The following is a 22,270-nucleotide window of genomic DNA, read 5'->3' as shown; positions in this document are numbered from 1 at the left end:
GGGATCGTCTACTCGGTGGTGATGGCCTTGAGGATGTCGACGCGGCTGGCCCGGCGCGCCGGTCCGAGCGCGGCGAGCAGCCCGACCGCGACGGCGACGAGCAGGTAGATGACGAGGGTGGTCGTCGGCACCGTGATCGTGCTGATCCCCTCGTCCTCGAGCGCGCGGCTGAGGGCGACACCGGCGAGCGTGCCGAGGCCCACCCCGGTGAGCGCGCCGAGCAGGGACATGAGGACGGACTCGCGCCGGATGACCGCCTTGACCTGCCGCCGGGTCCCGCCGACGGCACGGAGCAGGCCGAGCTCACGGGTGCGCTGGACCACGGACAGGACCAGGGTGTTGACGATGCCCAGGATGGCCACCACGACGGCGAGCAGCAGCAGCGCGGTGACGATCCCGAGCAGCTGGTCGACGGAGGCGCGCGCGTCAGCGGTGATCTCCGCCGGGTCGTTCACCTCCACGTTCGGGTAGTCCACGAGGGCGTCGTCGATCGCGTCCTCGAGCTCCTCGGCGCCGACGCCCGGAGCCTTCGTGACGAAGATGGCGGCGTCGAGCGTCGAGGTGACGTTGGCGGCGAAGTCGGGGAGCGGCATGACGTAGGTCGCGTTGATCAGGCTGCCCTTGCTGAAAGTGCCCGCGACCTCCATCGTCGTGTCGCCGGTCTCGGCGAACGTCACGGTCACGGTGTCGCCGACCGCCAGCCCGAGCTCCTCGGCGTTGTCGGTGCTGACCAGGAGGCGTCCGGGTTCGAGCGCTCCGAGGCTGCCGGTCTCCACGCCGAGGTCGATCACCCGGTCGAGGCCCTCGGTGTCGATCCCGGTGACCAGGGCGTCGTGCCCGTCGACCTGCGCACCGGTCTCGCGGAACTCGACGACGTCCGCGACGTCGTCACGTGCCCGGAGCAGGTCGGCGACGACCGGGCTGACACCCAGACCCACGCCGACGGGCTCGAGGATCAGGTCCGAGCGGTTGCCACCGCTGACCGCCTCCGTGACCGAGTCCTTCAGCGACGAGGCGGTCACCGCCACGGCGGACACGACGGTCAGGCCGATGGTCAGTGCCATCGCGGTCGCCGCGGCCCGTCGCGAGCTGCGGCCGATGTTGCGCGCCGCCATCCGCCAGCCACCACCACGCCGGCCATGGTCGGCGAGCCGGGCCATGCCGCGCGCCAGGCTGGGCCCGACGAAGAGCAGCCCGACGAAGGCGACCAGCGAGGCGAAGACGGTGCCCCACCGCTGGTTGCCGACCACGGCGCACCAGACCAGGGCCGCGACGCCGGCGAGCATGAGGGCCCACCCCATCGTGTGCCGCAGCCGAGGCGAGCCCGGCAGCGTCTGGACGACGTCGCGCAGGGCCTCCATGGGCGACACCCGAGCGGCGGACCACGCCGGGAGGATCGCGGCGACGACGGTCACCACCAGCCCGACGGTCATGCCCACCAGCACGGTGCGGGTCTCGACGGCTGGGGACGTCGTCGGCATCTCGATGCCGATGAGGGTGAGCAGCTCACGGATCCCGATGGCCAGGCCGACGCCGACCAGGATGCCGAGGATGCCTGACACGAGGCCGATGAAGGCCGCCTCGACCAGGACCCCGCCCAGGACCTGGCGCCGGGTCGCGCCCACCGCGCGCAGCAGGGCGACCTCGCGGCGCCGCTGCGCCACCAGCACGTTGAAGGTGTTCCAGATGACGAAGGAGCCGACCAGCAGGGCGACCCCCGCGAAGACCAGCAGGACCGTGGTGAAGATGCCCATCGCGTCCTCGACCGCCGCGGTGCCGTCGTCGGCGACCTGTTCGCCGGTCAGCGCCTCGACACCGTCGGGGAGCACCTCGCCGATGCGGTCGCGGAGCTCAGCCGCGCTGACGCCGTCCTCGGCCAGCACGCCGACCTCGTCGACGACGCCGTCCTTGCCCAGCACCGACTGGGCGGTGGGCAGGTCGAAGCCGGCCAGGGTCGCGCCCAGGATGCTGTTGGTCTCGCCGAACCCGACGACGCCGACCAGCGTGAACGTCCCCCGGCCCTCCTCGAACACGACGTCCACGGAGTCGCCCAGGACGAAGCCGGCCTTCTCCACCGTCCGGGCGTCGATCGCCATCTCCTCAGGGCCCGACGGGGCGCGTCCCTCACGGAACGACACCTCACCCATCAGCCGCTCGTCACCGCCGACGTTGGTGCCGAACGTGGGCGCACCCCCGGGCTGGATGGCCTCGCCGTCCTTGTCGATGATGATCGCGAAGCCGAAGACCGAGCCCTGGGCGACCTCGACCCCCGGCACGTCGGCCACCGTGTCGACCATGGCCTCGTCGAGCGGAGCCACGGCACCGCCGTTGGTGGTCACGTCGGCCTCGAAGGCCGGCTCGGACTTCACCACGACGTCGGTGCCGGCACTGAGCCCGGTGTAGAGCTCGTCGAACGCCTTGACCATCGTGTCCGAGAGCACGAAGGTCCCGGACACGAAGGCGACGCCCACGGTCACCGCGGTGACGGTGAGGAACAGGCGGAGCTTGTTGACCAGAAGGTTGCGCAGCGAGACCTTGACCATGACGGGACCCCTCAGTCCCCCAGCCGGCCCATGACCTCGAGGACGCGGTCACGGGTGGGCTCGGCGAGCTCCTCCACCAGGTCCCCGTCGACCAGGAACACCACCCGGTCGGCGTACGCCGCCGCCCCGGGGTCGTGGGTGACCATCACGACCGTCTGCCCCAGCTGGTCCACGATCGACCGCAGGAACCGCAGCAGCTCGTGGCCCGCCTTGGAGTCGAGGGCGCCGGTGGGCTCGTCGGCGAAGACCACCTCGGGGCGGGAGATCAGCGCCCGGGCGATCGCGACCCGCTGCTGCTGGCCACCGGAGAGCTCGGAGGGACGGTGCCGGAGCCGCTCGCGGAGGTTGAGCTTGTCGACCACGGTGTCGAACCACTCACGGTCGACCGACCGCCCCGCCAGGTCGGCCGGCAGCGTGATGTTCTCCTCCGCGTTCAGCGTGGGGAGCAGGTTGAACGCCTGGAACACGAAGCCCAGCCGGTCCCGCCGCAGGAGGGTGAGCTCCCGGTCCGACAGGGTCGCGAGATCGGTCGAGCCGACGAGCACGTGCCCGGCGGTGAGCGTGTCGAGACCGGCCAGGCAGTGCATCAGGGTCGACTTGCCCGAGCCCGACGGTCCCATGACCGCGGTGAACTGGCCGCGGGGCAGCTGCAGCGACACGTCCCCGAGCGCGGTGACGGCCGCCTGACCGGTGGCATAGACCTTGTGCGCGTGCTGCGCCTCGGCGGCGAGCGTGATGTCGGTCGCGTGCGGCAGCGCCACCACGGACCCTGGGTGAGACGTCGGGGTCATGTGATCAGCCTCCGCCGGCGACCCGCTGGGCGTGAGAGTCTGCGGGCCTCAGTCCTCGGGACCAACGACAGATGACAGGCTTCGGCCCGGGCCACCCTGGGGTGACCCGGGCCGATGCCCCGGAGGCCTTGCGGTCCCGCTAGAGCGCTGCGCCGACCGCGATGAACGCAAGGCAGAGCACGAACAGGATGCCGACCAGCGGCATCACGAACCGCAGGTACTGGTCGTAGCGGACCTTGGCCAGTGCCAACCCGCCCATCACCACGGCCGAGGTCGGGGTGATGAGGTTCACCAGGCCGGACGCCGACTGGTAGGCCGTGATGACCATCGCCCGCTCGACGCCGGCGAAGTCGGCCAAGGGCGCCAGGATCGGCATCGCCAGGGCCGCGTGGCCCGACGTCGACGGGACCAGGAACGCCAGCGGGATGTTGATCAGGAACATCCCCGCACCGAACAGCGCGTTGGAGCTGTCGTTCACGATGTTCTCCATCGAGTGGAGGATCGTGCCGGTGATCTCGGAGTTGTTCATGATGACCGTGACACCGCGGGCGAGCACGATGATCAGGCCGACCCCGATGAAGTCTCCGGCGCCCTTGACGACCGTGTCGGTCAGCCCCTTCTCCCCCAGGCCCCCGATGAGACCGACGACCAGTGCCATCACGATGAACAGCGCGGCGAGCTCCGGGAAGTACCAGTCCAGCTGCCAGCCGTAGCTGGCCGCGTCCGGGCCGTCGATGACCTGGGCCCACGGGACGATCGCGAAGATCATGAACGCGAAGGTCACGCCCACGATCGCGAGGACCGTCTTCTCCCGGCCGGTGAGCGGGTCCGCCACGCGCAGGCCCTGCGCGCGCATCTCCTGGTCACCCTCGACCTCGCCGACCTTCGAGTACGACGGGTCCGCGTGCACCTTGCGGGCGTAGCGGAGGACCCACCAGACGCCGACCGGCACCAGCAGCAGGTACATGAGGAAGCGGAACCCGATGCCGTCACCGATGGAGATGCCGGCGGCGTCCGACGCCACGCCCGTCGCGAACGGGTTGACCGTCGAGGCCAGGACACCGATGCCGGCGCCCACCAGGATGGTGGCGGCCGCGACCATGCGGTCGTAGCCGAGCGCGAGCATCAGGGGGATCAGCAGCGCGTAGAAGCCCAGCGTCTCCTCGGCCATGCCCTCGGTGGTCCCGCCGATGGAGAACAGCACCATCAGCACGGCGATCAGCACCGTCCCGCGGCCGCTCATCCTGGTGGCGATCCGGGCGACGCCGTTGTCGATCGCGCCGGTGCGCATCGCCATCGTGATGAAGATGCCGATGGCGATGACGAACATGAACACCCCTGCGGCGCCGTACAGCTCACCGCTCTCGTACGGGCCGATGTAGCCGTCGGCGTTCATCACGCCGTAGAGGCCGTTGATGGGTGCGAGGAACAGCTCCATCAGCCGGTCGCCGAACGAGAGCACGCTGTCCGTGCCCTCGTAGCTGCCCGGGACCGGGGCGCCGGTCTCGGCATCGGTCGCGTACTTGCCGGTCGGCACGACGAACGCGAGAACCCAGACCGCGATGGTCACCGCGAAGAGCACGGTGAAGGCGCTGGGGAACCGGAACGACCGCGGCTTGGCGGTCTGAGTCTCCGCCGCGCCCCGGTGAGACGCTGACGGAGGGGTCTTGCTCTGGACGGCCACGGTGGGCCCCCTCTCCTAGTGGCGATCTGCCGACTCCACGCAACCAGGGGGCGACCTCGTCCGAGACCTGTCTCGGGGCCCTTGTCGACAGGACCTTGGACTCTCCGCCTGCGGCGTCCCACGACGTGACGCTCGTCAGGTAACCCCGGCGAGAGACCGGCGAGAGACCGATGAGAGAGAAGGTTCGATGACCCTGCACGTGGACTCGGAGGTGGGCCGTCTGCGACAGGCGATCCTGCACCGCCCGGACCTGGAGCTGAAGCGACTGACTCCGACCAACCACGACGAGTACCTCTTCGACGACGTGCTCTGGGTCAAGCGGGCCAAGCAGGAGCACGACGCCTTCGCCGAGACCCTGCGGGACCAGGGCGTGCAGGTCCACCTGCTGCACGAGCTGCTCACCGAGACGGTGGCGATCCCCGAGGCCCGCCAGTACCTCCTCGACCGGACCTTCGACGAGCGCGTCTACGGCCCGATGGCCCTGGACGCGCTGCACAGCGTCTTCAGCCAGATGGGCGACGAGGAGCTCATGACCAGCCTGATCGGCGGCATGACCAAACGCGAGCTGCTCGAGCTCGCGCCGGAGCCGCCGTCGGTGCGGATCCAGGCATTGGGCCTGGACGACCTGCTGCTGCCCCCGCTCCCCAACCACCTCTTCACCCGCGACACCTCGGCGTGGGTCTTCGACGGGGTCTCGATCAACGCCATGCGCAAGCGGGCCCGGATGCGCGAGACCATCCACTACGAGGCGATCTACCGCTGGCACCCCGCCTTCGCCGCCGAGGACTTCCGGATCTGGGCCGAGGGCACGGCGAACGGCCTGGCGACGACCGAGGGGGGCGACATCCTGGTCCTCGGCCGGGGCGCGGTGCTGGTCGGGATGAGCGAGCGGACGACCCCCCAGGGCGTCGAGCGCCTGGCGACGAAGCTCTTCGCGGCCGGCAGCGCGTCGAAGATCGTCGCGCTGGCGATGCCGCAGAAGCGGGCGTTCATGCACCTCGACACCGTGATGACGATGGTCGACGAGGAGACGTTCACCCAGTACGTCGGCCTCGGCATGCTGCCGTCGTACACGATCGAGCCGGGCGACACCGAGAAGGAGCTCAAGGTGACGCCGCACGCGCCCGAGGACATGCACGGCGCCATCGCCTCGGCCCTCGGGCTTCCGGAGATCAAGGTGCTCACCGCCACCCAGGACGTCCACGCCGCCGAGCGCGAGCAGTGGGACGACGGGTGCAACGTGCTCGCCGTCCGCCCTGGCGTGGTCGTCGCCTACGAGCGCAACGTGACCACCAACACCTACCTCCGCAAGCACGGCATCGAGGTGATCACCATCCAGGGCAGCGAGCTCGGCCGCGGACGCGGTGGCCCCCGGTGCATGACCTGCCCGATCGAACGAGAAGGGATCTGAGCGTCATGGCCTTCAACCTCCGCAACCGCAGCTTCGTCAAGGAGATCGACTTCACGCCCAAGGAGTGGAGGTTCCTCCTCGACCTGGCGGCCGAGCTCAAGGTGGCCAAGTACGCCGGCTCCGAGCAGCCCCGGCTCACCGGCAAGAACATCGCCCTGATCTTCGAGAAGACCTCCACCCGCACCCGGTGCGCGTTCGAGGTGGCGGCGTTCGACCAGGGCGCCCGGGTGACCTACCTCGACCCGACCGGGTCGCAGATCGGCCACAAGGAGTCCATGGAGGACACCGCCCGCGTGCTCGGCCGCATGTACGACGGCATCGAGTACCGCGGGTCGGCCCAGACCAACGTGGAGACGCTGGCGACGTACGCCGGTGTGCCGGTGTGGAACGGCCTGACCGACGAGTGGCACCCGACGCAGACGCTCTGCGACATGCTGACGATGCGCGAGCACTCCGGCAAGCACGACGAGGACATCGCGTTCGCCTACCTCGGCGACGCCCGCAACAACGTCGGCAACTCACTGCTGATCGCCGGCGCCATGATGGGCATGGACGTGCGGATCGTCGCCCCGAGGTCGCTGTGGAACCACGACGACGTGGTCACCAAGGCCGCGGAGATCGCCGAGGTCACCGGTGCCCGGATCACCCAGACCGAGGACGTCGAGGCGGGCGTCGCCGGCGTCGACTTCCTCTACACCGACGTGTGGGTGTCGATGGGTGAGCCCCCGGAGACCTGGGAGGAGCGGATCCGGCTGCTCAAGGCGTACCAGGTCAACATGGACGTGGTGAAGGCCACCGGCAACCCCAAGGTCAAGTTCATGCACTGCCTGCCCGGGTTCCACGACCGGCACACCAAGGTGGGCGAGGACCTGTTCCAGCGGACCGGCATGGAGGCGCTGGAGGTCACCGACGAGGTGTTCGAGTCGCGGCACTCGATCGTGTTCGACCAGGCCGAGAACCGCATGCACACCATCAAGGCCGTGCTCGTCGCCACGCTGGGCGGCTGAGGTGCGCGTCGTCGTCGCCCTCGGCGGCAACGCCCTGCTCCAGCGGGGCCAGACGCCTGACGCGGAGGTGCAGGAGGCCAACGTCGACCGGGCGGTGGCCGCCCTGTCCCCGATCGCGCACCACAACCAGCTGGTGCTGACGCACGGCAACGGCCCCCAGGTCGGCGTGCTGGCGCTGCAGAGCGCCTCCGACCCGCACCTCACGACGCCGTACCCCTTCGACGTGCTCGGCGCGCAGACCCAGGGGATGATCGGCTACTGGCTGCTGCAGTCCATGCAGAACCACCTGCCCGACCGCCAGGTCGCCGCGATCATCAACCAGACCCTGGTCGAAGCCGCCGACCCCGCGTTCCAGGACCCGACGAAGTTCGTCGGCGAGGTCTACACCCAGGAGGAGGCGGCCCGCCTCGCGGCCGACCGCGGCTGGGTGGTGAAGCCGGACGGCACCGGGTGGCGCCGCGTCGTCGGCTCGCCGCGACCGCAGCGGGTCGTCGAGACCCGCCTCATCCGGCTGCTGCTGGAGAGCGGCGCCGTGGTCGTGTGTGCGGGCGGTGGCGGCGTACCGGTGATCCGGGACGAGTCCGGCCAGCTGCGCGGTGTCGAGGCGGTCGTCGACAAGGACCTCACCAGCGCCGTGCTGGCCGAGGCGCTGGACGCCGACGTGCTGCTCGTGCTCACCGACGTGTCCGCCGTGATGGAGGACTTCGGCACCCCGGAGCAGCGGCCGGTCCCCCGCGCCACCCCGGCCGGCCTGCGGGCCCTGAACCCGCCCGCCGGCTCGATGGGACCCAAGGTCGACGCCGTCTGCCGCTTCGTGGAGCTCACCGGTGGCATGGCCGCCATCGGGTCCCTGGACGACGCGGCGGCCATCCTGCGCGGTGAGGCCGGCACGATCGTCACGCCGAGCGGGCAGTACGCCCCGCCGGACTGACCGCTCGGTCAGCGCCGAGCGACCTCGAGGCCCGCGTCCCATCCCGGTGCCCGTCCGCCTGCCGGCGGGCGCAGCGACGTCACGTCGTGACCACTGCGCGCCAGCAACCAGGCGACCAGGGAGTTGGAGTTCCACATCTCGCCGGTCCCGAGCTCGTCGCGGCCCCAGGTCGCCGCGGGGAACTCGGCAGCCTCGGCCAGCACCGCCTGCGCGCTGGCGGAGTCCTCGCTGAGCCGTTGCGGGCTCGCGACCGCTTCGGCCGCGTCGGGGATGACCCCGCCCGGCCAGCAGCGCACCTCGTAGCGGAACAGCCGGGACCGGCCCAGCAGCCGGTGGCCGACCGGCCCCTCGCGGACGACTCCTCGGTCGGGCTCGGCGTTCCCCCACACCGGGCCCATCTCGATGGCGTACCGCTCGCCGTCGAGGTGGACCACGAGGGCGGCGTGGTAGAGGTCTCGGCGGGCACGGTGCTGGCAGGCCGCCGACAGCGCCTCGTAGATGCGCCCGTTGACGCGGACAACGCCGGTGGTGCGCCCGGCCCCGAGCGGCAGCCAGTAGAGGTCGACCGCGTCCTGGGCGGGCTCCGGCAACGAGAGCCGCGCGACTCGGCCAGACCGTCCGTCCACGGGACCCAGCACAGCCCCGGCCGGCCGTCGTGCGTCAGGGCCTCCGGTCACCGGTCTGGGGGTCGAAGGTCGGCCGTCGGATAATTCGGACGACGACGTCGGTGCTGGGTGGAAAACTCGCGGGCGATGTCCGGGACACTCCTCGCACGCTTCCGCCCGCCCTCACCGCTGGCCGGGCGGCTCGCGACCCAGTCGCTGCTCTTCGCCCTGGGCGAAGGCACCTTCATGACCGGGTCGGCGGTGTTCTTCACCCAGATCGTCGGCCTGTCCGCAGCCCAGGTCGGGCTCGGTCTCACGATCGCCGGGGTCGCCGCGTTCGTGGCCGCCTACCCCATGGGCCGGCTCGTGGACAGGTTCGGCCCGAAGCGCTGCTGGGCCGTGAGCGCTGCCGGGCAGGCCAGCCTCTTCACGGTGTGGCCGTTCATCGACAGCTTCGCCGGGTACGTCGCGATGGCGGTCGCGATGGAGGTGGTGGGCTCCCTCGGCGGCGCGGCGTACGGCGCCTACACGATCGACGTGCTGCCCGCCGACGAGCGGGTGATGTCACGGGCCTTCATGTACTCGGCGCTCAACGTGGGGTTCACGCTCGGCGCCCTGCTGGGTGGCATCGCGCTCGCCTTCGACTCCAACACCATCCTCGAGGCGCTCCCCTGGTTCACCGCGACCGTGTTCGTGGTCAACGCGGTCGCCATCCTCCGGCTGCCCAACGCCTCGCACGACGACCGCACCGCCGAGGAGCGCAAGGTCAAGCTGCCTGGCCCCGGGCCGCTGCGCAACCTCGGCTGGATGAGCAGCACCTTCTTCCTCGGCGTGCTGTGGACCAACCAGGTCCTGCTCAACCTCGTCATCCCGCTGTGGCTGGTGGAGAAGACCGACGCTCCGCGGGTGCTGCTGGCGTTCCTGTTCGGCACCAACACGGTCATGTGCATCTTCCTGCCGATGGCCGCGGCCCGCGGCATCCGGGACGTGACCACGGCGCTGCGAGCGATCCGCTTCTCGACCGTCTTCTTCGTGGTGTCCTGCCTGATCACGCTCTACACCCACGACACGGTCGGCTGGGCCACGATCGTGCTCGTCTGGCTGGGCCACGTCACGGTCACCGGCGCGGAGCTCTACCTGTCCGCGGCGAGCTGGTCCTTCGAGGCCGAGCTGATGGACCCTCGACGTCGTGGGGAGTACCAGGGCGCGGCCGAGCTCAGCGGCACCCTGGGCAGGGTGTGGGCGCCGGCCCTCTACACGTTCCTCGCGATCAGCTGGGGCGAGGCCGGCTGGCTCGTGATCGCGGCCATCGTGGTCGTCGCCAGCGCCGGCCTCCACCGCTCGGCTCGGACCGCGCAGCGGTTCCTCGAGCGTCACGGTCCCGCCCCGGAGGCCGCCGGCGAGACCCCGCTGACGACTGCGACCTAGTCAGGCGAACGCCGGCCCATCAGTCGCAGATGTGCCTCGGTCTCGGCCTCGGCGGTCGCGTCGAGGCCGGCACCTGACCAGAGGATCGCCTTGCTGAGCGCGACCGCCTCGAGATCGGCGTGGGCGGCCACGTCGCGCGCCAGCTCGAGCGCGGCGGCCAGCACCTCGGAGGCGGGCAGGGCCCGGGAGGCGATGCCGCGCGCCGCGGCCTCGCGACCGGTGATCGGCCGGCCGGTCAGCAGCAGCTCCGCGGCGACGGACTGGCCGGCGGCCCGACGAAGGGTCGCGTGGCTCCCGGCGTCCCCCAGCACCCCCAGCCGGACCTGCGGGACCGACAGCCGGGCGTCCTCCGCGACGAGCAGGACGTCGCACTGGAGCGCCAGCGTGAAACCGATCCCGATCGCGGGGCCGTTCACCGCGGCGACCACCAGCTTGCCCACCCGCCACGCTGGTGGCTCGACGGGCGATGCCGAGAAACCCGGACCTGGTGGGGCGAACGGCGTGCTCCCGGGCGAGAGGTCGGCGCCCGAGCAGAAGGCACGCCCGGCACCGGTCACGACGACCGCGCGGACCCCGCTGTCGGCGTCGCACCGCTGGTAGGCGGCCGACAGGTCCCGGGCGACCGTCCCGGAGAAGGCGTTGAGGGTCTCGGGGCCGTCGAGGGTGATGACCGCGACACCGTCGCCACCGACGTCCATCCGAACCCGGGTGCCCACGCCAGTCACCCCCGTCAGCTGTTGCAGTCGGCTGCGGCCTGCTTGGCCCGGGTCATCAGGTCGTTGTAGTCGGGATCGCTGCTGTCCGTGCTCTCCAGCTCCGCCTCGATCGACGCGAGGTCGTCGCAGGTCGGGCTGTCACTGCAGCCGGCGAGCACGAGGCCCCCGACGAGTGCCAGCGCGGCCAGTAGGCGTCGGGTCACGGAGTCACTGTAGGGCGCCGCGGAGTCTCGCGTTCTCGTCGCGAAGCCTGGCGACGGAGCGCTCGAGCTCGAGCACCTTCGAGATCCCGGCCAGGTTGAGGCCCTCGGCCAGCAGGTCGCGGATGCGGTGCAGGACCTCGATGTCGGCCGGGCTGTAGAGGCGGTTGCCGCCCGAGGAGCGGTCCGGGTCGACGAGACCTCGACGCTCGTAGACGCGGAGGTTCTGGATCTGCATGGCCACCATGTCGGCCGCGACCGAGATGGCGAAGACACCGCGGTGGTGTGCGTCCTGGCTCACCGGAAGACCCCTCCTTCCTCTGACCTGATATCGGCTCGACCTCGACTTGACATCGGGAATACATGATACCTATAACAGTTGATATAGGTAAGCACCGCCCGGTGGGAAGCCGATCTCCCACCGCAACCCCAGAACCAGGAGGACACGCCATGCTGCTGCGAACCGCCGATCCGTTCCGTGACTTCGACCGGCTCACCCAGAGCCTGCTCGGCACCACCAGCCGTCCTGCGGTGATGCCGATGGACGCCTGGCGAGAGGGTGACCGCTTCGTCATCGAGTTCGATCTGCCGGGCGTCGCCCAGGAGACGATCGACCTCGACGTCGAGCGCAACGTCCTCACCGTCCGCGCTGAGCGCGTCGCCCGCAACGGCGACTGGGAGATGCTCGCTTCCGAGCGCCCACGCGGCGCGTTCAGCCGCCAGCTCGTCCTGGGTGACAACCTCGACCTCGAGCGCATCGAGGCGTCGTACGACGGCGGCGTGCTGCGCCTGATCGTCCCCGTCGCCGAGAAGGCGAAGCCGCGCAAGATCGAGATCAACACCGGCTCCACCGACCGGCAGGCCATCGAGGCCTGACCGCACTGACGCGGAGCACACCAAGAGGCGGGGCCTACGCGGACCCCGCCTCTTGCCCTGTCCAGGACCGGGACCGATCGGGCAGGCTGGAGGAGTGACCGACGTGCGACCGGTCCTGGACTCCGTGGCGGCGCTCACCGCGGACGCCGATCGACGCGAGGAGCTCGAGACACCGGGCAAGTCCGGCGCCCGCCTCGAGCGGGTGTGGATCGGCGGCCGGCCGCACGTGCTCAAGCACCTCGACGAGACCGCCGACTGGACCCTCCGGGCGGCTGCGGTGCCCGGGAGCGCCACCGTCGAGCTCTGGCGGCGCGGGATCCTCGACGCGCTGCCGGACTGCCTCGTCCAGCCGATCGTGGGAGTCGCCCAGGACCGCGACGACCCACGGCGTTCGGCGATCCTCATGCTCGACGTCAGTGAGCTGCTGGTGCCGGCGACCGACGACCCGGTGCCGCTCGACCAGCACCTGGCGTTCCTCGACCACATGGCCGCCCTGCACGCGGCGTTCTGGGAGACGGATCTCGACATCGACGTGGTGCCGGCAGCCCGCCGCTACCTCGAGCTCTCCCCCGCGATGGCCCGTGCGGAGGCGGCGCTCGGGTCGGACCACCTCGTCCCCCGCCTCGTCGCGCAGGGCTGGCCTGCCCTGGAGAGGGTCGCTCCCGCCGCGGCCGGCGTCGTGGTGCCGCTCGTGCACGAGCCGACGCCGCTGGTCGTCGCCCTCCAGAGCACGCCCCAGACCTTCGTGCACGGCAACTGGAAGCTGGACAACCTGGGCAGCGACGACGCCGGGCGCACCGTGCTGCTCGACTGGGAGCTGCCCGGCCGGGGCGCCGCACTCAGCGACCTGGCGTGGTACCTCGCCATCAACTGCCGCCGCCTGCCCACCTCCAAGGAGCAGGTCATCGCCGACTACCGGGACGCCCTCGAGCGCCGCGGCGTCGCCACCAGCGCATGGTGGGAGCGACAGCTCGGTCTCTGTCTCGTCGGTGCACTCGTGCAGTTCGGCTGGGAGAAGGCGCTGAGCGGGTACGACGAGGAGCTGGTCTGGTGGGAGGAGCAGGTGCTGCGTGGGCAAGCCTGGCTGTGATTTCCGGGTCGAGTTGCTAGCGTGCCCTGACTCGGGTCAAGGGTGAGAGCACGCAACCGGAGGGGCCGTGAGCGACGTCAGCGGTGAGGGGCCGGCGTCCCCGGCCGCCGCTGCCCCCGACACCACTCCGAGACCGGTTCCGGCTCCCGCTCCTGACCCCGCGCCGGGGCCGGCGGCGGCAGTTCCGGCCGGCCCCGAGTCACCTCGCCGACGACGCAGGAGACGTCGGGCTGCTGCGGCGGACGCCGCCGCGGGACAGGCCAAGAGCCGGTCCAAGCTGCCGACGGTGGCCGCGACGACGGCGGTCACGGCGCTCATCACCACCGTCATCGGCGGGGTCCTGTCCCAGGACCGGATCGACTCGCTGTTCGGTGACGACGACCCCACGGAGTCGGCGGACTCGTCGAGCGCCGCGGCCATGGTCGAGGTCGAGGTCGACTACAAGCACGTCTCCGAGAGCGGCAAGGCGATCGCCGTCGACGTCCCGGAGACCTGGGGCGCGGTCGACGCCGTCTTCGGCGGGATCGGTGGCGTCACGAGCCCGGGCCGCGGACTGCGCTCCGGCCCGGACCCGATGGCCGTCGTGTTCGCCAGCGACGAGACGGTCTGGGTCGGCGCGTCGACCCAGACCTTCGACGACCTCGGGGTCGACGCGCTCGACGACGCGGCCGTGGTCGACCTGTTCGAGGGACGGCTCGAGGGCTCGGTCTACCTGCCGGCGCACGGGTGCGCGCCGTCGGTCAGTCACGCCCCGCGTATCGGGGAGGGCTGGGTCGGGGCGGTGAAGGCCTGGCAGGACTGCTCGGCCATCGACGGGTGGCGAGCGATCGAGGTCGAGATGATCTCCAGCGACCGGGACGTCTACGTCTACGTGCAGATCGGCCTGGCGCCGACGACCCCGGACGAGGTCGGCCAGCGGATCCTCGACTCGCTGAGCGTGCTGCCCGCGAAGCTCCCGACCGAGTAGCCGCCCCGGCTCATGTCCGGCGGCACGCCTGGGCACCGGCTGCCCGTGCGTAGGTATCTGTGGCCCATCGCCGTGATCGGCGCGATCGTGCTGGTCCTCGGGATCCTCCTGCTGACCGGCGTCCTCCAAGGAGACGACACCGACCTCGAGCGTCGCCAGGAGGAGCCCCGGAGCGCCGCGGTCGGCTGACTCGCGGGCGTCAGTTGAGGATGCGCAGGTTCGACGGCACTCCGCCTCCGCGGTGGACCTCCTCGACCAGCTCCTGGAGGGCGGTCAGCGCGACGTTCTGTGACAACGGTCCGTACGACGTCCGCGCGACACCGTGAGCCTCCTGCCAGTCCCGCGGGGGAAGCCCCGGGATCCCGATCGTGGTGAGCCGCCGCGGACCGAACGCTTCCACGAGCTGGAGGATCTGGTCCTCGTCGAGGATGGCCGGGACGAACACGACCGGTGCGCCGGCGTCGAGATAGGCCCTGCCCCGCTCGATGGCCACCGCCAGGTTCTCCGCCGGATCTCCCTGGCGGTTCAGGGCGAAGGCGTCGGTGCGGGCGTTGAGGACGAAGTCGACGCCCTCCTCCTCGGCCACCTTCATGATGGCCTCGACCTGCGCGGCCGCCTCGGCGAGGGGCTTGAGCTGGTCCTCGATGTTGGCGCCGACGACGCCCAGCCCGATGGCGCGGCGGACGGTCTCGGGCGCGTTGCCGTAGCCGCCCTCGAGGTCGGCGGTCACCGGGAGGTCGGTGGAGTCGACGATGCGCTTGACCTGCTCGAGCATCAGGTCGAGCGGGATGTTCTCGCCGTCCTCGTAGCCGAACGACGAGGCGATCGAGTGACTGGCGGTGGCCAGGGCGGTGGTGCCCTCGACGGCGGCGACCGTCCGGGCAGTGATCACGTCCCAGACGTTGACGAGCGTGAGCAGCTTCTCGTCCTGGTGGAGGCGCAGCAGCTCGGCGCCCTTGGCCTTCGTCGCGTCGTCAGCAGTCATGGAGCCAACCTAGGACCCGGGACCTAGGCCCACTGCCTCCGCATGACCGTGCTCGCGTCGAACGGGTCGGTCCCCTGGTTGGCGGCGAGGATGCCCTGGCCCTCCGGCGAGCCGGTGTAGACGGGGTCCCCGCCGCCGACCCAGTGGTCCCAGGCCTTGGCGTACGCCGCCGCGCGCTCGGCGTTGACACCGAGGGCCGTGGGCACGGCGTGCCAGACCACACCGTCGGAGCGGATCCTCCCGAAACCCGCCAGCAGCGCCGACCAGCGCCCGGCCCAACGGCCCAGCCGTCCGGTGCGCGCGCGGGTGGTCCGCACCCAGCGCGGCACCAGGTAGCGCGGCAGGCCGATCGGTGCGACCGCCTCCTCCAGCGCCTCGGCGAACAGCCCCGCCTCGGTCGCGTCCACGTCACGGAGCAGGCAGCGGTACTCCCCCTCGTGGTCGAGGACGACCTCGACCGAGTCCGAGCCTCGACGGGTGAGTCCCGCTCCGAGCAGCCCGTCCGCCACCGCCGAGGCGACCCGGACCACCGACGGCGGGGTCTCCGCGGCCGCGAGGAGCTCGCGGCCACGCGAGAAGTGGCTGCACACCCGGGCGTACGCCGCGGCGCCGCCGACCACGAGGGCGCCGGCCAGGACGGGCAGGCCACCGGTCACCAGCGAGACCACCCCGGCGACGACCGCCGCGCCGGCGAGCAGGGACGTCGCCCGGTCGCGCACCGCGTGCCGGCGGATGCCGCGCAGCTCGGCGGCGTCCGGCCGCAGGACGACCTCCGCGGCCTCGGTGCCCAGCCCGAAGCCGGCCTGTCCGGGCTGCCCCCGCTCCTTGATCCGGATCGTGGGGACCGTGGCGTCGACGTACGGCTGACCGACCTGCCACTGCTGCCGCACCAGCGCCCGCTGCTCGCTGCGCAGCAGGGCCCGGGCGTTGGCGGCCGCGAACTCGCTGACCGGTGGGGGCACGAACGGGGAGAACGCCGGGTCGCAGTGGGCGACGCCGTCGATGATCTGGCCGTCGGCGTCCAGGCCGAGGAAGCCCTCGTGCTTGCGCACCAGCCGATCCCAGTCGTTGCCGCCTTTCGGATGGGTGTCGGTGACGCAGACCAGTGACCAGTTGACGGCCACCTTGTCCGGCCGGAGCGGGTCGGTCCGCAGCGCCCGGCCGCGGGTCTGGACGACGCTCGTGATCGTGGTGACCGCCGTGACGTCGGCCAGGCCGGTGATCCGCCGGGCGTCCCAGCCCTCGCCGAGCAGCGCCCGGGTGCCGACCAGGACCTGGCAGCGGCCGTCCTCGAAGTACGTCGTCACCAGGCCGACCCAGTCGCGGCTCTCCCACGGTCCCACCAGGCTGCTCAAGGTGGCCGAGCCCGCCAGGGGCTCGACCCGCAGCTTGTCGGCCAGCGCCCGGTCGGGCAGCCAGGCCTGGAACGCCAGCAGCGTGCCCGGCGCGCCCGCCACGGTCTGCCCCGTGACGAGCATCGGTGCCAGCGGCCCGGTCTCCGGGCCCGCCACCAGTGCGTACAGCATCGCGTGCGCCGACCCGGACTGCTGGTCGATGACGCCGGTGAGGTCGGCCGGCAGGGTGGCGCCGGCGCGCTCGTGGTCGCAGAGCACCAGCATCCGCATGTCGTCGCCCAGGTTGCGGTGCTCGGCCCCGACGATCGTCACGACGGCCTCGGTCTTGGACTCCGACCTGGCGAGCACCCGGTCGACCGGGCTGCGGCCGCGGCGGATCCCGCGCTTGGTCCACTGGTAGCCCACCGAGGGCAGCGCCCGGCGTACCGCCTCGACGACCTGGTCGTCCTCCGGCTTGCCGGTCTTCGTGAGGTGCCCGCGCAGCCAGTCGTCGATCAGCAGGCACCAGTCGTCTGCGGTCGGCCGGGTGCGGTCCTCCTCGGACATCCGGGCGCCCGGTGGGAGCCGCAGCATCCCGACGTGGTGGAGGCGCAGCACGGCACGGCAGACCTCGGGCTGCTCCTTGAGCAGGTTGAACCACGGCACCGTGGTCGCCACGAACCGCGCGTCGAGCCACTGCAGGAACGGGATCGACCCGAACGTCGGGGCGGACATCTGCGTGACCAGCTCCTGGAACCGGGCCGCCTCCTCCTTCAGCCAGTCCGCCTCCTGCGGCGTCGGCGTGGTGAGCCAGGCCAGCTCGACGTACGGCGCCAGGTCGCCGACCTTGACCACCGCCGGGATGCTCGCCCGGTAGAGCGGCGTGCCGAACAGCTGGTCGACCAGCACCGCCTGGTCGGCCGTGAGCGCCTCGGGCGGCGTCGCGGTCAGCCCGAGCACCATGGCGTCCGGCAGCTGGTCGAGCAGCTCGCCCAGCAGCCGGCCCCACACCTCGAGCAGGTGGTGGCACTCGTCGAGCACGAGCAGCAGCGGCCCGGCGGCCTTGAGCTGCTCGACGAACGCCTGGCCGTTGGGGTGCAGGCGAGTCAGAAGTGGCGACGTCACCGGTGGTTGAGGAGGTTGCGCAGCAACCGTCTCGAAACCAGGTGACGCGGTGCTGGGACTCAACCCCATGGGGTCGGGTTCCAGCACAGCTTGCGGAGGTTTCGAGACGGTCGCTAGCGCGACCTCCTCAACCACCGAGGTCGGTTCGCCGTCGTCGTCGACCTCCTGGTCCGGGTCGAAGACGGCCAACGCCTGGTAGGTCAATGCGGTCACGGCCGAGGAAAGCGTCCGGTCGGTCGCGACCTCCAGCCCGAGGTCGCGGGCCGCGCGCTCCCACTGGCCCTGGATCGCGGTGTTCGGGCCCAGCACCACGGCGCGGCCCACGGCGCCGGCGGCCAGCCGGTCGCGGATGGTCTCCAGGCCGACGAGCGTCTTGCCGGCGCCGGGGGGCATCGCCACCCAGGCCCGCCGACGACCGGCGGTCCAGGCACCGGCCAACGCCGCGAGCGCCTCCCGCTGGTGGACCCTCAGGGTCACCGGCGCCGGTGCCACGGTCACTCCCAGAACACCCGGTCGACGACCGCGTGCGAGACCCGCATGGTGCGGAGCAGGTCGTTGACCATCGCGTCGGTCGACCCGGCCGGGTAGCCGAGGATCGACGCGACCGCGGCCCGGTCCCGGCTGTCGTGGGGCAGCTGGTCGCTGCCCGAGCCCTTGACCAGGGCGATCGCGTTGCGGGCCCGGCTGACCGTGCGCCAGCCCTTGACCAGGACGGCCGCGTCCGCCGGGTCGAGGAGCCCAGCGTCGCGTGCCGCTTCGAGGGCCTCCACGGTGCGCGGCGTGCGCAGCCCCGCCACCTCGCCGGAGTGCCGCATCTGCAGCAGCTGGACCGTCCACTCGATGTCCGCGAGTCCGCCGTGCCCGAGCTTGAGGTGGCTCTTGGGGTCGGCGCCCCGCGGGAGGCGCTCCTTGTCGACCCGCGCCTTGATCCGCCGCACCTCGATGATGTCGTCGTCCGAGATCCCCTGCTCGGGGAAGCGCAGCGGGTCGATGAGCTCCTCGAACCGGCGTCGCAGGTCGAGGTCGCCGACCACGGCATCGGCCCGGAGCAGCGCCTGCGCCTCCCACGGCTCGGACCACTTCGCGTAGTAGGCGGCATAGGACTCCAGCGAGCGCACTAGCGGACCCTGCTTGCCCTCCGGGCGCAGGTCCGCGTCGACCTCGAGGGCGGGGTCGGGGCCGGGCAGCGAGAGCAGCCGTCGGATCTCGTTGGCGACGGCCTGGGCGTACGTCGCCGCCTCGTGCTGGTCGACGCCCTCCTCCGGGTCGTGCACGAACAGCACGTCGGCGTCGCTGCCGTAGGACAGCTCGAACCCGCCGTACCGGCCCATCGCCACGATCGCGATCCGGGTCGGTGCCTCGTCGAGCCCCTTCGCAGCCCGGACCGTCCCCTGGGCCACCGCGAGCGTCGCCTCCAGCGTGGCGTCGGTGAGCCGGGACAGCCCGGCACCCACGTCCGCGACGTCGGTGAGCCCGAGCAGGTCGCCCGAGGCGATCCGGAACAGCTCGCGCCGGCGTACGCCGCGGATCGCCCGCGCCGCCTTCTCGTCGTCGTCGTGCCGGCCGGCCGCGGCGAGCATCTCCTCGGTGAGCGCCTCGGCGGACAGCGGCTGCAGGTCCTCCCCCAGCATCCGCACGCCCTGCGGTTCGCTCTCCAGCAGGCTGGTGGCGTAGCGCGACGTGGCGAGGAGGGTCGCCAGCCGCTGGGCGACCTGGCCCTCGTCGCGCAGCGTCTTGAGGTACCACGGCGACCGGCCGAGCGACTCGCTGATCCGGCGGAAGCCGAAGAGGCCCGCGTCGGGGTCGGGCGCCTCCGCGAACCACTCGAGCATGGCCGGCAGCAGCGTGCGCTGGATGTTGGAGGTGCGGGTGACACCGGCGGTGAGGGCCTCGAGGTGCCGCAGCGCGGCGTCGGGGTCGGCGAACCCCAGGGCGTGGAGCCGCTTGCCGGCAGCCTCGGGCGACAGCCGGGCCTCGGTGCCGGGCAGCCGGGCGACCGCGGACAGCAACGGCCGGTAGAACAGCTTCTCGTGCAGCCGCCGCACCTCCCGGCGGTGGTGCTGCCACACCTTGTCGAGGGTCCCCACGGGGTCCTTGGTGTAGCCGAGGCTCCGGCCGAGACGGCGCAGCGACCTCTCGTCCTCCGGGACCACATGGGTACGCCGCAGCCCGGCCAGCTGGATGCGGTGCTCCAGCGTGCGCAGGAACGCGTAGGCCTCGTGCAGGGCCTCGCCGTCCTCCCGGCCGACGTACCCCCCCTGGGTCAGCGCCGCGAGCGCGCTCAGCGTCGTGGGCTGGCGGATCCGCTCGTCCGCGCGGCCGTGCACCAGCTGCAGCAGCTGGACCGCGAACTCGACGTCACGAAGGCCGCCGGAACCGAGCTTGAGCTGGCGCTCGGCGTGGTGGGCCGGGATGTGCTCGACGACCCGGCGGCGCATCGCCTGCGTGTCCTCGACGAAGCCGTCGCGCTCGGCCGCCGTCCAGATCATCGGCGACACCATCTCGACGTACTGCTGACCCAGCTCGCGGTCTCCCGCGACCGGCCGGGCCTTGAGCAGCGCCTGGAACTCCCAGGTGCTCGCCCACCGCTCGTAGTAGCCGCGGTGGCTGGCCAGCGTCCGCACCAGCAGCCCAGCCTTCCCCTCGGGACGCAGGTTGGCGTCGACGGGCCAGATCGTGCCCTCGCCGGTGTGGTCCGAGCAGACCTGCATGAGGTGGCTCGCGAGCTGGGTGGCGGCCCGGGCGGCCACCGCATCGGCCACTTCGCCGACCGGTTCGTAGACGTAGATGACATCGACGTCGGAGACGTAGTTGAGCTCGTGCCCGCCGCACTTGCCCATTGCGATCACAGCCAGCCGAGCGGTCGCCGCGCTGTCGCCGACCCGTTGTCGGGCGACCGCGAGGGCGGCGTCGAGCGTGCCGGCGGCGAGGTCGGACAGCTCGGCGGCGGCGTCGTCCACGGCGAGGTCGTGGGCGAGGTCGCGCGAGGCCAGCCTGAGCAGGACCCGGCGGTACTCCACGCGCAGCGCGTCGACCGCCTCCGCGTCGGGCAGCGTGGCGGTGGGCGACGGGCCGAAGGGATCGGCGCCGACCGCCTTCAGCAGCCCCTCGCGGACGGCGTACGCCGCCGGGCGGGTCGACCCGAGCGTCGGGTCGGTGAGCTCGCGCCAGTGCCCCGGGTGCCGGCACAGGTGGTCCGCCAGCGCCTCGCTCGCGCCCAGGACGCAGAGCAGCCGCATCGCTGTGCCCTCGTCGTCGACGAGGGCCTGCGTCATCGGGTCGGGGTCGTCCTGGACGTCGACGAGCCGGACCAGCCGGTCCAGGGCCGCGTCCGGGTCCGCGGTCCGGGCCAGGTAGGCGACCAGGACGTCGGCGGCGTCACCGAGCGTCCGCAGCGCCGTCATCGCCGCATCCGGGTCGAGGAAGCCGAGCCGGGTGAGGTGGCCCTTGGCGCTGACCGGCCTACCCATGAGCAGCGTGCTGGTGCACGACCCGTGCGAACGCCTCGGCGAACGGCTGCCACGCCTGGTCCAGCTCGGCGCGGGCCGCCGCGATCTCGGCGAAGATGCGCTCGGCGTCCAGGCCACGACCGCTGAGCGCGGTCCGCTCGTCGTCGGTCACCCAGGCGCCGACGATGGTCTCGTCCACCTCCGGGTGCAGCTGCACGCCCCACATCGCCGGGCCGAAGCGCGCCGCCTGCACCTCGCCCTCCGGGGTCTGCGCCAGCACCGTGGCACCCTCGGGCAACGGGTCGACGACGTCGTCGTTCCACTGCACGCCACGTCGCGGTGCGGTGCTGACGGTGGCCAGCAACGGGTCTCCCGCCGCCGCTGGGGTCCAGCCCACGTCGAGCAGGCCGACCTGCTGGCCGCGCGGGTTGCGCTTCGACACGCCGCCGAGCGCGGTGGCGACGAGCTGGTGACCGAGACAGATGCCCAGGGTCGGCAGCGCCGACTCAGCAGCGGTGCGGACCAGGTCCTTGGTGGGCGCCAGCCACCAGTGGTGGTCGTCGTCGTTGGCGCCCATCGCGCCGCCGAGCACCAGCATGCCGTCGTACCCGTCCAGGTCGTCGGGCAGCGCGTCATCCGCGTAGGGACGCCGGACGTCGAGCGTGCAGCCGGCCTCGAGCAGCCAGCGGCCGACGTGGCCGGGCGGGCCGTCCACCTCGTGCTGGATGACCAGGATCCGGGCCGTCATCCCTGTGTCTCCGGGTCGTCGCGGACCAGGGCGAGCATGAGCAGGACGGCGGCGAGGACCAGGATGACGATGCCCAGGTAGCTCGGGACGAACGCCAGCCCCACGAGGACCACCGCCACTCCGGCGATGATCGCCGCCCGCTTCGCGGGTGTGTCCCGGCCGGGGAGGAGCCGCAGGGCGATGGCGCTCGTGGTCATCAGGAGGACGGCCAGGGCGGCGAAGACGACCCCCGGCCGCCGCTGCTCGCCACCCACCACCACGACGGCGTACGCCGCCAGGGCTGCCAGGAGCCCGCCCACGACGAACACCACCCGCAGCAGGAGCCGCAGCCGACGCTCGCGGTCGGGGCTGTAGATGCGCGTCACAGGGACCGTCACAGG

The 22,270-nt window shown here is 71.9% G+C and carries 20 protein-coding genes; 8 read left to right on the top strand and 12 right to left on the bottom strand.

Features of this window, described 5'->3' with window-relative positions:
- Positions 1 to 8 precede the first annotated feature (8 nt).
- From JHD21_RS02905 to JHD21_RS02895, 3 genes are all read right to left on the bottom strand, one after another.
- On the bottom strand, positions 9 to 2,543 hold the full coding sequence (locus JHD21_RS02905; RefSeq protein ID WP_292671495.1) for an ABC transporter permease: 2,535 nt from the start codon (positions 2,541 to 2,543) through the stop codon (positions 9 to 11).
- Positions 2,544 to 2,554: 11 nt separating this feature from the next.
- Positions 2,555 to 3,334 (bottom strand): ABC transporter ATP-binding protein, encoded by a 780-nt coding sequence (locus JHD21_RS02900; RefSeq protein ID WP_292671494.1) that lies wholly within the window; start codon positions 3,332 to 3,334, stop codon positions 2,555 to 2,557.
- 139 nt (positions 3,335 to 3,473) lie between these two features.
- Positions 3,474 to 5,018, bottom strand: coding sequence for a YfcC family protein (locus tag JHD21_RS02895; RefSeq protein ID WP_292671492.1), 1,545 nt, complete (start codon positions 5,016 to 5,018; stop codon positions 3,474 to 3,476).
- Positions 5,019 to 5,205: 187 nt separating this feature from the next.
- Here JHD21_RS02895 and JHD21_RS02890 point away from each other — a divergent pair, with 187 nt between their 5' ends.
- Genes JHD21_RS02890 through arcC form a run of 3 tightly spaced genes read left to right on the top strand, consistent with a single transcriptional unit; the run spans position 5,206 to position 8,367 of the window.
- Positions 5,206 to 6,429, top strand: coding sequence for an arginine deiminase (locus JHD21_RS02890; RefSeq protein ID WP_292671490.1), 1,224 nt, complete (start codon positions 5,206 to 5,208; stop codon positions 6,427 to 6,429).
- Positions 6,430 to 6,434: 5 nt separating this feature from the next.
- The gene (gene argF / locus JHD21_RS02885; protein WP_292671489.1) at positions 6,435 to 7,436 is read left to right on the top strand and encodes an ornithine carbamoyltransferase; all 1,002 of its coding nucleotides are present in this window, start codon (positions 6,435 to 6,437) and stop codon (positions 7,434 to 7,436) included.
- 1 nt (position 7,437) lies between these two features.
- Positions 7,438 to 8,367, top strand: a complete 930-nt coding sequence (gene arcC / locus JHD21_RS02880) for a carbamate kinase (RefSeq protein WP_292671488.1) — start codon at positions 7,438 to 7,440, stop codon at positions 8,365 to 8,367.
- A gap of 8 nt (positions 8,368 to 8,375) precedes the next feature.
- On the opposite strand, the gene JHD21_RS02875 is transcribed toward arcC, so the two are convergent.
- The gene (locus tag JHD21_RS02875; protein ID WP_292671487.1) at positions 8,376 to 8,993 is read right to left on the bottom strand and encodes a hypothetical protein; all 618 of its coding nucleotides are present in this window, start codon (positions 8,991 to 8,993) and stop codon (positions 8,376 to 8,378) included.
- Between the two features lie 126 nt (positions 8,994 to 9,119).
- On the opposite strand from JHD21_RS02875, the gene JHD21_RS02870 reads away from it, so the two are divergent.
- Positions 9,120 to 10,400 carry an MFS transporter gene (locus tag JHD21_RS02870; RefSeq protein WP_292671486.1) on the top strand — a complete coding sequence of 427 codons (1,281 nt, stop codon included), beginning with the start codon at positions 9,120 to 9,122 and terminating at the stop codon, positions 10,398 to 10,400.
- Here the strand turns inward: JHD21_RS02870 and JHD21_RS02865 are convergent.
- The 3 genes from JHD21_RS02865 to JHD21_RS02855 are packed head-to-tail and all read right to left on the bottom strand — an operon-like array spanning position 10,397 to position 11,617.
- Positions 10,397 to 11,116 carry an enoyl-CoA hydratase/isomerase family protein gene (locus JHD21_RS02865; protein ID WP_292671485.1) on the bottom strand — a complete coding sequence of 240 codons (720 nt, stop codon included), beginning with the start codon at positions 11,114 to 11,116 and terminating at the stop codon, positions 10,397 to 10,399. The genes JHD21_RS02870 and JHD21_RS02865 overlap by 4 nt on opposite strands.
- A 14-nt stretch (positions 11,117 to 11,130) precedes the next feature.
- Positions 11,131 to 11,319 carry a hypothetical protein gene (locus tag JHD21_RS02860; RefSeq protein ID WP_292671484.1) on the bottom strand — a complete coding sequence of 63 codons (189 nt, stop codon included), beginning with the start codon at positions 11,317 to 11,319 and terminating at the stop codon, positions 11,131 to 11,133.
- Positions 11,320 to 11,323: 4 nt separating this feature from the next.
- A complete protein-coding gene (locus JHD21_RS02855) occupies positions 11,324 to 11,617 on the bottom strand; it encodes a MerR family transcriptional regulator (protein ID WP_292671483.1) in 294 nt (97 codons plus the stop codon).
- Positions 11,618 to 11,766: 149 nt separating this feature from the next.
- On the opposite strand from JHD21_RS02855, the gene JHD21_RS02850 reads away from it, so the two are divergent.
- The 4 genes from JHD21_RS02850 to JHD21_RS02835 all read left to right on the top strand — a co-directional run bounded on the left by JHD21_RS02850 (position 11,767) and on the right by JHD21_RS02835 (position 14,438).
- Positions 11,767 to 12,192, top strand: a complete 426-nt coding sequence (locus JHD21_RS02850; protein WP_292671482.1) for an Hsp20 family protein — start codon at positions 11,767 to 11,769, stop codon at positions 12,190 to 12,192.
- A gap of 94 nt (positions 12,193 to 12,286) precedes the next feature.
- Positions 12,287 to 13,282 carry a phosphotransferase gene (locus JHD21_RS02845; protein ID WP_292671481.1) on the top strand — a complete coding sequence of 332 codons (996 nt, stop codon included), beginning with the start codon at positions 12,287 to 12,289 and terminating at the stop codon, positions 13,280 to 13,282.
- A 286-nt stretch (positions 13,283 to 13,568) separates the two neighbouring features.
- On the top strand, positions 13,569 to 14,249 hold the full coding sequence (locus JHD21_RS02840; protein WP_292671479.1) for a hypothetical protein: 681 nt from the start codon (positions 13,569 to 13,571) through the stop codon (positions 14,247 to 14,249).
- A 45-nt stretch (positions 14,250 to 14,294) separates the two neighbouring features.
- Positions 14,295 to 14,438 (top strand): hypothetical protein, encoded by a 144-nt coding sequence (locus tag JHD21_RS02835; RefSeq protein ID WP_292671478.1) that lies wholly within the window; start codon positions 14,295 to 14,297, stop codon positions 14,436 to 14,438.
- 10 nt (positions 14,439 to 14,448) lie between these two features.
- Here the strand turns inward: JHD21_RS02835 and JHD21_RS02830 are convergent, their stop codons facing one another.
- Genes JHD21_RS02830 through JHD21_RS02810 form a run of 5 tightly spaced genes read right to left on the bottom strand, consistent with a single transcriptional unit; the run spans position 14,449 to position 22,255 of the window.
- Positions 14,449 to 15,234: an isocitrate lyase/phosphoenolpyruvate mutase family protein gene (locus JHD21_RS02830; RefSeq protein WP_292671477.1), complete on the bottom strand. Its 786-nt coding sequence runs from the start codon at positions 15,232 to 15,234 to the stop codon at positions 14,449 to 14,451.
- A 23-nt stretch (positions 15,235 to 15,257) separates the two neighbouring features.
- A complete protein-coding gene (locus JHD21_RS02825) occupies positions 15,258 to 18,191 on the bottom strand; it encodes a DEAD/DEAH box helicase family protein (protein WP_292671475.1) in 2,934 nt (977 codons plus the stop codon).
- On the bottom strand, positions 18,188 to 21,163 hold the full coding sequence (locus JHD21_RS02820; protein ID WP_292671473.1) for a bifunctional [glutamine synthetase] adenylyltransferase/[glutamine synthetase]-adenylyl-L-tyrosine phosphorylase: 2,976 nt from the start codon (positions 21,161 to 21,163) through the stop codon (positions 18,188 to 18,190). The genes JHD21_RS02825 and JHD21_RS02820 overlap by 4 nt, the downstream gene beginning before the upstream one ends.
- Positions 21,156 to 21,890, bottom strand: a complete 735-nt coding sequence (locus JHD21_RS02815; protein WP_292671472.1) for a type 1 glutamine amidotransferase — start codon at positions 21,888 to 21,890, stop codon at positions 21,156 to 21,158. The genes JHD21_RS02820 and JHD21_RS02815 overlap by 8 nt, the downstream gene beginning before the upstream one ends.
- Positions 21,887 to 22,255 (bottom strand): hypothetical protein, encoded by a 369-nt coding sequence (locus tag JHD21_RS02810; protein WP_292671471.1) that lies wholly within the window; start codon positions 22,253 to 22,255, stop codon positions 21,887 to 21,889. Before JHD21_RS02810 ends, JHD21_RS02815 begins: the two co-directional genes overlap by 4 nt.
- Positions 22,256 to 22,270: the final 15 nt, after the last annotated feature.

Origin of the sequence: Nocardioides sp. (genome assembly GCF_016462705.1) — a bacterium.
In the GTDB taxonomy this organism is placed as follows: Bacteria; Actinomycetota; Actinomycetes; order Propionibacteriales; family Nocardioidaceae; genus Nocardioides.
Note: the sequence above shows the minus strand (reverse complement) of the source record. Positions and strands in the feature narration are given on the sequence as shown.